General features: G+C 66.9%; 8 protein-coding genes and 1 pseudogene. All 9 read right to left on the bottom strand.

What is annotated here, in order from left to right:
• Positions 1-371: 371 nt before the first annotated feature.
• Positions 372-1,220, bottom strand: coding sequence for a hypothetical protein (locus VR44_RS41415; RefSeq protein WP_157880384.1), 849 nt, complete (start codon positions 1,218-1,220; stop codon positions 372-374).
• A gap of 183 nt (positions 1,221-1,403) precedes the next feature.
• Positions 1,404-4,631: a trypsin-like serine protease gene (locus VR44_RS22975; RefSeq protein ID WP_094191853.1), complete on the bottom strand. Its 3,228-nt coding sequence runs from the start codon at positions 4,629-4,631 to the stop codon at positions 1,404-1,406.
• 12 nt (positions 4,632-4,643) lie between these two features.
• Positions 4,644-4,970 carry a trypco2 family protein gene (locus tag VR44_RS22970; RefSeq protein ID WP_052713779.1) on the bottom strand — a complete coding sequence of 109 codons (327 nt, stop codon included), beginning with the start codon at positions 4,968-4,970 and terminating at the stop codon, positions 4,644-4,646.
• Between the two features lie 445 nt (positions 4,971-5,415).
• Positions 5,416-6,750 carry a UvrD-helicase domain-containing protein gene (locus tag VR44_RS22960; protein WP_157880383.1) on the bottom strand — a complete coding sequence of 445 codons (1,335 nt, stop codon included), beginning with the start codon at positions 6,748-6,750 and terminating at the stop codon, positions 5,416-5,418.
• 369 nt (positions 6,751-7,119) lie between these two features.
• Positions 7,120-9,045 carry an ATP-dependent nuclease gene (locus VR44_RS22955; protein WP_094191851.1) on the bottom strand — a complete coding sequence of 642 codons (1,926 nt, stop codon included), beginning with the start codon at positions 9,043-9,045 and terminating at the stop codon, positions 7,120-7,122.
• Between the two features lie 194 nt (positions 9,046-9,239).
• Entirely contained in the window at positions 9,240-10,298 is a 1,059-nt protein-coding gene (locus tag VR44_RS22950; RefSeq protein ID WP_045949468.1) for a serine hydrolase domain-containing protein, read from the bottom strand.
• Positions 10,299-10,386: 88 nt separating this feature from the next.
• Positions 10,387-11,484 (bottom strand): glycosyltransferase family 4 protein, encoded by a 1,098-nt coding sequence (locus VR44_RS22945; RefSeq protein WP_045949467.1) that lies wholly within the window; start codon positions 11,482-11,484, stop codon positions 10,387-10,389.
• Positions 11,481-12,017, bottom strand: coding sequence for a dCTP deaminase (locus VR44_RS22940; RefSeq protein ID WP_045949466.1), 537 nt, complete (start codon positions 12,015-12,017; stop codon positions 11,481-11,483). Before VR44_RS22940 ends, VR44_RS22945 begins: the two co-directional genes overlap by 4 nt.
• Positions 12,014-12,186: pseudogene (locus VR44_RS47410) on the bottom strand (dCTP deaminase); the annotation flags it as partial. The pseudogene VR44_RS47410 and the gene VR44_RS22940, both read right to left, overlap by 4 nt.

The following is a 12,186-nucleotide window of genomic DNA, read 5'->3' as shown; positions in this document are numbered from 1 at the left end:
GTCGTCACCCTCACACCGCTGACCTGCGGAAATCGGCTACATAGGCACCCCGACCTGCGGCGATCAGTCTTGCCGGCCCTTTCGGCGTGCTACCTGTTGATGCGCCCGAACCTCCCCAGCCGCTCCCCAACGGACCTTCATTCTCCCCAGGTTCTCCCCAGCGGAGGCTGCCTCGGATGGAGCGTCGCCTCGCTTCCTCGCCGCGAGCGCGCTTGTGATGCGCACCACGAGTCTGCATAGCCCCCGTTCGGGAGAAAGAGATCAAGTTGGCCGGACCTCGCGTCGTCGACTGAAGGCTTCCTCCCGGTCGGAACGCAATTGTGGGCACCTGGGGCCCCGGTTCGTCAGACATGCCGAGCCGGGGCTGGCGGCTACTGCTCGGTGGAGACCGGGGGGCGGTCGTCGATGACGATGCGGGTCCTGGTGGCATCCCCTTGTGCGGGGAGAGCGTCCGTGATGACGCTGGCTATCCGGCTGTAGTAGGTCGAGGCGAGCGCGCGGTCTTCCCGTGAGGTCGCGTCCGAGTGCTGGGTTGTGTGCAGAGCGCTGAGGACAGCGATCAGGGTACGGCCAGAGAGCGTCACGTTGGTCTGCTCGGCATCGTCACCGCTGGTGGCAAGACCCGGGACGCGGAAGTGAGCGTTTCGGGCACCCTGTTCCACGATGAAGGCCCATGCGTCACGGTGACAGATCAAGTCTGCAGCGCTGACGCCGGCTGCCTGCTCAAGTACGGCGTCCAGCGTCCACTGAATGGCGGGCGTGGAGGCTTGCACCTGAGGTTCGGAGTCTGGCGGGGCTTGCGCTGACCCCTTGTCCAGGACGGGCGGCTGCGCGGTGGTCATGTGCATGGCGTCGGGGACGGATGCCGCAACGGGTGGCATCGGGCCTTCCGCTCCTCCACCGGAAAATTCGGTTCGTGCTTCGGCGGCTTGACGACGTGCAGTCTCAAGCTCCAAGCGCAGAGATTCCGATTCGCGGCGGGCCTCGGTGATTGTCTTGTGGACATCGTTGAGTTCGCGGTGGAGGTCACGCAGTTCATCCCGGACATCCTGCAGGCCGCTCTCCAGCCTGGCACCGAGCTGCTGGCGGAGGTCAGTGTTGAGGCCGCGCAGCTCGGCCAGACCGGTGCGCAACTCCTGTCCGAATTCGGTGCGCAGCAGCGTGAGCTCCTCGGCTGTCTCGTCGCGCTGTTCATTGATGGGGCGGCGGAACATTGCCATGCTGGTCCCCCTTCTCGGTGCGTGGTTCGGCAGCCGTCCAAGGATCGTGGCGCCGATACGGGTTGTGCGTGGCTTCCTCTAAGTGCTGGCCTGATCTCCCCGTGGGCAGTCCGAAACGCTTTCCATCGTGCCGAGCTCAGAGCTCGTGCCTCTAGATCCCCGCGCAGCAGCGGTCAGGATCGGTCACGGATCGAGAGTGACGGTCCACTCGGTGGCCAGGTTGCGGCTGGATGATGAGGCGCGGGCAACGACGCCCAGGCAGGGTCGAGGGCGGGCGTCGAGGATGTGGCCTAGCTCTGCGGCGGCCTCGTTGGTCATCTGATGACCGGTAAGAATGATCAGCGGCGTCCACAGGTCGTTCGTTGGGTCATGGAGGCGGGCGTCACGGGGATGAGCCAAACCCAGTGCGTCGAGCGCGGAGCGGGCTGATTCGGCGTGCGTACGAGTGGCTTCCAGCGCGCCCTGAAAGGTGGCGTGCTGTGTGATGTGCTGTCTGGCGTAGCCGATGTCCCGTGCAGGGACACCTAAGGCATGCACCTGCGTACGGCTGGAGCGGTACGTATTGGTGAGCCCGAAGGCCAGCGCGCCGAGGATGGGCTGGACTCGGTTGGCAGATCCTTCGATATTGACGAGTCCGACATGCTCGAGATCGGCGAGTGTGATCGTTCCGTCGGAGGTCCAGCCCAGGTGTACCAGGGCTGGGTACGGGGCCGATGGTGCACTCGTCTCGGGTCCGAGGGGAAGAACGTGGTCGCTGAGGCAGCGCCACATCGTGTCGGTTCCTTGTGAGCGGAACGGTGCGATGGCCGGAGCAGCGGTGGACAGGTTCAGCTCGACGGTGCCGTCCACGCGGAGGAGGATCGTATTCACAGCGGGGAGGGAACAATCGGACCTACGAGCCTCCTCAGCAAGGCAGTGCAGTGCCTGATCCATCCTCTGTTGTCTACGAGGGTCAGCGAAGGCCCCGCTCGATAACCGGAACCGAGCGGGAACCGGTTCTCGAGCGCCCGGGTGGGCCTTTGGAGGGAGGTGGAGCCTGAGGGAGGCCCGACGGCGACGCGTCTTTCGGACTGAGGGCAAAGGACTCAGAAGGTCGGAGCGTTCCTCGTGGTCCTCGGTGCCCAGGTGACCGGCGACAGAGGTGCCATTGTCGGCTTCGGGGGTGGTGGTATCCGGTGCCTCGCTACGGGGATTGGCGTCAAGCTCCATGCTGGTGGGCTCGGTGGGCTCGGTGGGCTCAGTGGGCTCAGTGGGGGCCTGAGGGGTGGGTGGGTCGGAGCACGGCGCGAGCTGGTCCAGGAGGGCTTCGATTCGACGGAGGTGGTCGGTGGAGTCATGCTCGCCGGCATTCGGCCGATTAGTGGCAGCAGGCTTGATGGCGTTCAGCCAGGTGATTGCATCACTTGGGGGAAGCTCGCTTGCGACATCGACCGCGGTGCCGAGGAGGATGGCTGGCGCAGCGGTCACAGCACGGGCGATGCTGTTGGTCAGGGCGGGCTGATGTGTGGTGGCGCGTGCGAGGACAGTCATGGCACGGTGCTGCTGGACGGTGGAGAGACCGGTGTCGGGAAGGATACTGACGACTAACTCGCTGTCGCTGTCGTGGTCTGCTCGAGCAATCAGTTCAGCGGCGAGAATGTCCGGGCTCATTGCTCCCCAGCGTGCTCCGTCCGTCGCCGGGTAGAGATCGGCAAGCATCTGCTCGATACGACGCATCACCTCGTGATTCGGGAGCTGCGGACTGTCGAAGTCGCGGTCGTGGAAGCGAAAGGCTGCCATCACAGCGTTCAATGCGTCTCGGCGCTCTTGGGCCCCGACGATGCGTTGAACGGCGACGAGTTCACGTAGCAAACCCCGTTGGTGGTGGAAGACGTCGTCGAGACCGTGTGAGCGCACGCTGTGCCGCCAGTACCTGCTCTCATGGGCCAGGAGAACATCGACCGGGCGGACGATGTCGGTGGCGGAAGGAACAATGGCGTGTTCCAGGACCTGCGCGAGAGCAGCCATGTGGGTGGAGACGACGAGTTCCTCGGCCGGCCCTGCCGAGTGCTCTTCAGCTAGAGGTTCGGAGACTGCTTCGGGCTCATCGCAACCGGGCAACAGGTCCTCGACTGCGGCAAGATGCGCGATGCGTTCGCGGAAGGCGTGGGTAGCAATTTCGAAGTTTCGCGCACTACCAGCGCGCGAATGCGCCGCCGCCGCAGTCAGTCGCACCACGGTACCCCTCTCCATCACCGTGGAGCCTTGCCAGTCCATTTGGAGATCCCTCCACCACTGCTGTGCAGATCTGGCTAGCAGCAGTATTCGGACCTTGTCATGGGTGTGACGCGCACCCATGCATAGACGCAGCGTCTCTTCAACCTGGTCCACTCGTGTCTCTGCATAGTCGAGAACCAGCAAGAGCGGCCATATGTTTGTCGTCAGCGATTCCAGCGACCCGCTGGCCCTCTGCACATCGGACAGGAACCCGGCCGTCCACGGTGAGCGCCGTTGGGTCATGCGCCGAATGAGCTCAGTTGCCAGCCTCGTCTTCCCGACACCTCCAGGGCCGAAGACCACGGCCACGTCCACTACTCGCCGGTTTGTGCACCAGGACGTCAGTTCGGCGATTTCCTTCTCCATGCCCATGAACGGCACGACCTCGGCCTGTGGTGAGAGTAGATACGAGGGTGATATGTGAGGAACGGGAGGGGCGTGGAACAGAGGGCTCTGGTCTGCGGACTCCAAGTGTGGCGTGATGCCGCTGTGCGTTGTCACCGCGGCGGTGAAGGTGGGAAGCGCGAGCAGGCGCCGCACGGGCAGAGCCCATAGGGTTCGGCTTCTCCAGGCTTCTGGGACGGCCTCGACCAGGCCGATGAGGATTTCGTTGCAGAACAACCCAGCGCCCGACAGGCCACTCCAGCCGGTTTTGCCGCCTACATCGCCAGCTAGGGAGTTCGAGACGTCGATGTCGTACTTCGCAGCATTCAGGCTGGTCACCGCACTGACATGACCGACGACTTCCCGGTCGCCGTGCACCACGGATTGACTACCGTCTGGGCGGACGACCGTGCGCCACGCGGCCCGTGGAAAGCCGATGGCCGAGCATGTCGGCTGGACCGTCGGCCTCGAACAGGTCAGTTCGCCCCATCTCACTGGTGCCAGGTCCTTACCCAGCCGTCTCGGGTCTCCAGACAGGAGCACCGCATCCAGATCCCGGTCGCCGACCCACACGACCTCGACCGAATGTTCCTGTCGGTCACGCAGCACCCATACCCGGATCCGCCCACCGGGTGCAGGTGGTCTGTCACCAGCCTGCGCCACGACGTGCAACGCAGTCAGGACCAGACCTGGAGCGATCAAGGTGCCCGACCCGCAACCGCCGCCTGCGCCGAGAACCTCCACAGTCCGCGGCCAGCTCGCAGCCTCCACCGCGCGCCTCGCCTACTCGAACAGGTTCTCGCCGTCGGTTTCCCCGAAACTGGTGGCGTCTCCACTGATCAGCACGTGATCCGAGCCGTCAATCTCAAGATTCACTGTCAACCGATGGGTCCGGGCCCTCGACCACTCACCCTTAGCCTCGGTAGACACGACGAATGCCTTCACCCCGCCCGATGCTCCCCCAGCGGCCCGAAGCTCGATCCCGAGGTCCAAGGTGACCTCTTTGACCTTGAACCGGATCGCGGCCCCATCCCCTTCTTGCTGGGCGGCTGAAAGCCCTGCTCGTACAGCCTTGAGCGCCTCAGCAAGCTCGGTCCCGTCCTGCTCCATGAACCATCCCCCTTTGGTCACTTCCTGATCGATTGTGTGGCAGCAGACGCACCTGCCGCAGTCTTTTCACCGCATTTCCTATCCGCCGCCAGCCCGAAGCGGCTACACAGCGTGTTTCTCGGGAGTCCGTGTCGCCTGCGAGCGAGAAGGAGGTGTAGTAGCGCCACCACTCCGAGGTCGACCATGAGGGTGGTGACTCCCTTTGGGTGGCTCACCCCACCGGTCAGCGTCGCGGACGTCTCCGACCTCCCGCCAGCACACCAGGCCAAGAACATCACCCTGACCATCGTCGCCGAGTGTTTCAGCGTCTGGCCGGCCGTGATTTCCCGTTTCGAACGCGGTACACGCCGCGGCGATGACCTCGCGGGCACCTACCGGGACTGGCTCACCGTCACTTGGCTTCGGCAGCCCGACAACTCCTTGATCCCGAGACGTGGGAACGGAATCATGTGACTCGCACGGGTACTTGGCGTCCCTTCAGGAGTTGGGCCAGCGCGTCGATCTCCTCCTCGGGCAGGGCGATGGCGGCCAAGCGGCGGGCGCGGGTGACGGCGACGTACCAGACACGCAGCACCTCGTCGGTGGCCGGATCCGAGGTGGCCCATCGTTGGACACTTCCAAGGTCGGGCAGCAGTAGCAGGACCCCGTCGGCTTCGTCGCCTTTGAGCTGGTGGACGATGTTGGTGCGTACGCCGGTGGCCAACTGGGAGCGGGCCAGGGTGGGCTTTCCTGCGGGGCGGCCCTTGCCGCCCTGCGGAGCGGCTCCGGGCAGAGGGGGCCAGGCCTTCATGGCCTGCCACACCTGTGGACCCCACTCCTTGTGGGGGGCTGGCAGGCTGTACAGGAACGCGAAGGCCGTGCGGTGGATCTGACCTGCTGATAGGCGGTGGGCAGCCATGATGCGGTCGAGGCCTCCCGTTTCGCCTGGATACCAGTAGCCGAACAGGGTGCGTACGGCGATGGCGCAGGCCCGGGCGAGGTCGTCGCTGGAGGCGCCCGTGGTGTGGACAGTGGTTCGGGCCCAGGCCAGGCTGGTGATGGCGTTGGTGTTGGGCTTCTCCCGGGCAATTCCCGGCAGGGTGGCGTATTTGTAGGCGGTCACGAGGCAGTCCTTGGCCTCGATGGCGTACTCCTCGGCGCGTGCACGGAAGACATCGACGATGTTGTCACCGGTCGGAGAGTGCAGGTGACGGCTGCCGGAGGTGGCGAACCGGGTGGGCAGAAGCAGGACAGGGATGTCTTCGTCGCGCATGACGGACGTGTCCGGTGGGCGTTGTCCCGTGCGCAGGGTGGCCGCCAAGTGGCAGATGACGGGAGAGCTTCGCCAGTTGCCCGTCAGGCGGTGAGGAGTGTGGGACAGACGGGCTGCGAAGTTCCCCAGCGCGTGCGGTTCGGCGCCGCGCCAGGCGTAGATGGCCTGGTCCGGGTCGCCGACGAGGATCAGCGGTAGGCCGGCGTCGTGCAGTAGCTGGAGAATTGCCAGGTCGGCGGCTGAGCAGTCCTGGGCCTCATCGACGACGACTTCCGCGAACCGGGAGCGTAGCGGGGGCAGTAGCTTGGCTGAGGCCTCGGCGTTGTGCAGGTTCCACAGGGCCAACAACCGTGCCTCATGCCCGGTGAAGTATCCCTGCTGGCACAAAGACTTGCGGGTGGCGAAGATCTTCTCCTGCCAAGCCATGCGGTCGTAGGTGCTGGCTTCGATGAGCTGCCTGGTGTCGTAGTCGAGCTTGTTCCAGACCACCTCCTCGCGCGCTGGATCGTGTGAAGGGTGCAGGGCCATGGGGAAACGGTGCAGTGAGATTTCGCGGTCTGTACCCTGCACCGGGGCCTTGATACTTGCCCATGAGTCCAGTAGCCGGGGCACGGGCTCGGCTGGACGCCGAGGCTTGACCAGGAACTCCCACAAGAACGAATCGAGCGTGCCGATGAAGTGTGGTGCCTGGACGAGGTCGGCGCGGCCCGCCTGGCGGCAGCGGCGCCCGGCCTTGGCGTAGCAGCCGTCTGGGCGACTGCAGATGGCGGTTGGTGATCACATGCGTCTTGCCCGCGCCTGGGCAGGCGGGTACGTAGGCCGGAGCGATCACCGTTGTTGCGGTGTTCTGCTGTGCCTCGGCGTCGGCTCGCACCGTATTCGTCTGCTCCGGCTCGCTCATGGCGTGATCACCCCGGCAGCGCTGTCGATGGCGACGATGAAGCGGATGGCGTCCGCCAGGTAGTCGGGCACGGTGAACTCAACTGCCGGATCGCCCAGCACATCGGCGAGCTCCTGGGCGAAGAGGCCCTTGGAGATCTCGGTGCCCTTCACGACCTGCTCGTCCGCGCCCGTGGCAGTCCGACTGGTCTTCGCGACGAACAACTCCCCGAATGCCAGGGCGGGGTCCTTTGCCTGGGCGACTTGCTCCCAGCGTTCCTTCGAGCGCGGCGCACACCGCAGGAACGCGGCCTTCAAGGCGGCGATGTTGTCGGCCGACCACAGCGCCGGTTCCAGCGTGCGGGGCGCCGCGGCCAGGTGTAGCTCACCAGGCGAACCCCAGCGGAGGGGAAGCGCCCGCAGTGACTGCAGCCGGCGCGGTTCCGGCTGGTCGGGTGCCACATCGGTGTCGGTGATCAGTGCCACCCGCCGTCCCAGGCTCATCCCGTCCACGGGTGCCAGAAGCACCCGCAGATAGACCTCGAATCCGACGCCGTCGACGATCACCCGGGTGGTGCCGAAGAAGCGTTCCAGTGCTTCGGAGGCTTCCCGGACTGCTCGTGCGTCTGCACCCGCCGGGGCGGCAAGGACCCGCTCGGCCAGGGCGGGCAGCAGAAGAAGCTCGGAAATGCCCTCCACCAGAATCGCTCGTGAGGCGAATAGCAGGGCGCTCTTCGTGGCATCCAGGTAGCGGTCCAGATGCCTTATCCGATCTGGGCTCAGATGCAGCCGGGGAATCGGCAAAGGATGTGCCTGCCAGCCGCTGGACAACCCGGCCGGGCACCGGGCCATAATCACCAGATTCTCCACACTGGCGGCAGCCGACAGGATCGGGGAATGGGTCGTGACCACCACCTGCAGATGCCCGGCCGGCTGGGACGGGTCACCGGCAGGCCGACAGCGCGAGGCCCGCGCCCGCTGCTGCAGGTAGCGCAGCAGCAGCGTCTGCAGTTGCGGATGCAGGTGCGCTTCAGGCTCCTCGACCAGCAGCAGGGTCAGGTCGGCGTCCGCTGCTGCGTCCAACTCTGCCATCACTGTGGCGATGAACAGGGCGTTGGAGTAGCCCAGCCCCGAGGCCGACAGCGGAAGAGGCTGGCCAACGGCATCACCCAACAGCACCCGCAGCGACCGGGCGATCGACGCAAAGGTAGGCTCAGCCAGGGCGAGTTGACTAGTCTGCGGGTGTGCGCCGACGGTCATGTTCCGCAGAGGGTCATTAATCTTCTCGCTGACTCTAGCCACGTCCGGATCCGCGGCCACCCTCTTCAGATCGCTGCCGATCCGTTCCACGAAGGCATCAACCTGCTCATCGTCTCCCAACAGCCCGCGAAGGATCATCCGCACCCGGTCCCCGCCAGCCGAGGCCAGCTCTCGCTCCGCGTCGCGCAATGCGGGCAGGTAGACATGCCGCACGCCCCCACGAGCGGGAGGATCGCCTGTGACGGGGAGGCCCACGCCCTGCGTCCAGACGGTACTTCCTCGGCGTCCGCCCGGCTGCGGTGGTGTCCAGGACACCTGCCACCGCGCGGTACGGTTATCGGGAGCTCCTTCGGGCAGCAGTGCCTCCAAGTACGCCCCACTGTGCTGCGGACCGATGCCCGCTACGTCCAGTTGCAGGAGAGGGCCGCCCAGCGTGGCCGCAGCCTGCAGGACGTCAGCTTCCTCGAAGTACCGTATTCGGCGCCCATCCAGGGGATCCGTGAGCAGTCGGAGCGCGTCGATCACGCTCGACTTACCTGCGTTGTTCTCCCCGACTAGGACCGTAACTTCCGGCCGCAGCGGGATCTCCACCCGCTCGCATGATCGGAATCGCTCTACCAACGCCTTGGACGCGTACACCGCTCGCCCCACCCCTGATCCGTCACCCAGAGCAACAGTGATCATATGATGGTAGGTGTTGTGTGGCGTGATCTGACCGTCATCTCCAGCACTTCTTGCCGCAAGGGTCGAGTCCTGGCCGCGCTAGGCGATCGTTTCCCGGCGTGACATCCGTCGGCAGCCCGACCGGGAGACCGCAAGCGTCTCCCGCTACGTGCATGCCGCCATGGCGGCACCTCGCTGTGAAGAACGTTGAACGATCATGCTCTCCGGGTTCGATGCGGCGAGGTGAACCCGGCCGTGCGAAAGGCGTTGCGGATCTCCGTCAAGGGTTCGCGGTCGCGGTTGAAGCGGAGCTTGTTGGTGAGGAGGACGGCCCAGCGGCTCTGGGTGGTGCTGATCCACATGCCAGTGCCGGTGAAGCCGTAGTGGACCCAGATGTCCTCAGCGGGGTCGGTGCCGGGAGCGGGGTGCCAGAAGAGGCCGCGGGCGGGGGTGAGGGTGCCGGTGTGGATGCGGAGGGAGTCCTTGATCCAGGTGGGGCCGAAGGCAGCCCGGTTGTGGGCGAGCATGTGGCGGAGGAAGAGGGCGAGGTCGTCGAGGACGGAGAAGGTGCCGGCGATGCCGCAGACGCCGCCGAGGAGGCGGGCGGAGAAGTCGTGGGCGGTGCCCTTGAGGTGGGTGCCGATCACCTCGTCGTACTCGGTGGGGGCGCAGCGGGCTGCCTCGGTGCCAGGGAGGGGGCCGAAGCGGGTGCGGGTCATGCCCAGGGGGTGCCAGACGCGGTCGGTGGCGAGCCGGTCCAGGGGCTGGCCCGAGAGGTGTTCGGCTAGGTAGCCGAGGATCAGGGCGGCTCGGTCGGTGTACTCGACGGCCTCGCCCGGCGGGCGGTGGAGGGCTTCGAGGAGGACGCCGTCGCGGATGTCCTGGGGGTCGGTGCCGTAGAGGTTCTTCAGGTTGGCGCGCAGGGGCAGGCCCGCGGTGTGGGTCAGGAGGTGGTGGGCCGTGGCCCGGGCCAGGGGGTGGCCGGCGACCTCGTTCCAGAAGCTGCCGAGAGGGGCGTGGAGGTCAAGTTTGCCCTGCTCGACGAGCGTGCCGATCGTGGACCAGACGGCGAGGATCTTGGTGAGGCTGGCCATGTCGAAGACGGTGTCCAGCCGCATGGGTTCGTCGGGCCGGTCGGGGTCGAGGAGACCGACGGCTCCGCTCGCGCGGATGCCGTCGGCGTCCCCGACCGCCCACACCGCGCCGGGGTAGACCTCCTCGCGTACGCCGGTCTGGAGGAGGTCTTCGATTCGGGCGGTGGAGGGCGTGGTCATGGTCTCCCGATCGTCGTACGGCCGCGGGTGGTCCGCTGGCCAGCCTAGTGACGTGTCCGGGGCCGGCCCGACTGCGCCACGGGTGGTGTCAGGTGAGCCGTCGGCCGAGGTCGGTGATGGCCGAGGCGGTGGCGCTGAGGGGGAAGCGGGCCGCGTTGGTGCGGCCGGCCGCGCGGAGCAGTTCGAGCAGGCCCGGTGTGGTGCGGAGGCGGTTGAGGTCGTGGGCCGCGGTGGCCGGGGTGGTGAAGTCGGTGGCCATGCCGGTGCCGGCGAGGGCCTCGGTGAGGCCGGGGACGGGTTGGTAGAGGACGGGGAGGCCGCAGGCCTGGGCTTCGAGGGCGACGAGGCCCATGGCCTCCAGGGTGGTGGAGGGCACGGCCAGGACGTCGTGGTCGGCGAAGACCTTCCACAGCTGCTGTCGTCGGAACCAGCCGAGGTAGCGGACGTGGACGCCGTGCTGGCGGATGACCGGTACGAGGTCCTGGAACTGGGACCGGGGTGCGGCGACGCCCAGTTCGATGGAGGGCGTGGCCGCTTCGGCTTGGAGGAGGGGTTCGAGGCCCTTCTCGGAGCTCACGCGGCCCGCGAAGAGGACGCGCAGGTGGCTGGCGCGGCGTCGTGCAGGTCGGGACGGGGGAGCGGTCAGGAGCTGGTCGGGGACGCCCCACGGGATCTTCTCGATCTTGCGCCTGTCCGTCTTGGGGGCGAGCTTGAGCAAGCGGTCGGTCATCGCGTGGGTGGGGACGACGATCGCGTCGGCCGCCTTCGCGGCCTCGCGCAGGACGCGGAGCTGGGTGCTGTGGTTCTCGGCGTACAGGAGGTCGGTGCCGTGGACGAACGCGATGCGGGGGTGGCGGGGGAAGGCGCGCAGGAGGGCCGGGGTGGCGCCGAAGGCCAGGTGGTAGAGGTGCAGCACGCTGATCTGCCGCGGGTCGACGGCGGCCGTGAGGGCATGACGGAGGTTGGTGACGTACCGGTTGAAGCGGTCGCCGCCGATGCACTTCCCGGTGGCGTGGAGGAGGTCGAGGCCGGCGGGTGTGCGGGGGTGAGGGCCGTCGGGGGCGAGCATGAAGGCGCGGGCGGGGATGGCGGGCTGGGCGCCGGTGTAGAGGTCGAGGAAGAGTTCGACGCTTCCGCCGGGGCTGGGGTACGGGAGATCGAGCGCGGTGGCGACGACGGGGTTCACGGGTGGCCTCCGGGGTTCTCCTCGTAGAGGCGGGAGGTTTCGATGCCTTCGCTGGTGCGGTACTTGAGGCCGTGCTGCTGGTAGCTGGCTGGCGTGCCGTGGGTGCGGAGGAAGACGAGCTTTCCGAAGGTCATGCCGGGTCGGACGCGCACGGGGCGGGTGGCCCTGATCTCCAGGGTCCAGCGGATGGCGTGGCCCTGGTGGCCGAGGGGCGCGGAGACGTGGACCCAGATGCCGAGGCAGCCAGTGGTCCGGTCGCCGTTGAGGAGCTGGGCGTAGGTCTCGGATCCGGTCCGCTCCAGGGTGTGGCCGAGGTAGAGGTTGTCGGGTTCGAGGACGTAGCCGTCGTCGGGGAGGGTGAGTTCGCGGAAGGTGGTGGGGGCGGCGGCGTCCAAGTCGCCCTGGCAGACGCGGAGGATGCTGCCGAGGCGCCAGTCGTAGGCGTTGGGGGAGAGGCGGTCGGGTTCGTACGGGTCGATCGTGATGTGGCCCGCGTCGCGGGCAGCGGCGATGGCCGGTCCGGTCAGGATCACGACGTCACCGCCGAGGGGCCGAGGTCGCGCCAGTAGGCGGAGGGCTGCGGCCCGGCGGACGCCTGGTACTTGCCGGAGTACAGGTCGATGGCGCCCTCGGAGACGAAGAACATGATCTGTCCGATCTTCATCCCGGCGTAGACGCGGACGGGGCGGGTCGGGGTGAGCA

The organism is Streptomyces katrae, from assembly GCF_000966975.1.
In the GTDB taxonomy this organism is placed as follows: domain Bacteria; phylum Actinomycetota; class Actinomycetes; order Streptomycetales; family Streptomycetaceae; genus Streptomyces; species Streptomyces katrae.
The sequence above is the reverse complement of the archived record's forward strand: the minus strand, read 5'-3'. Positions and strand labels throughout refer to the sequence as shown.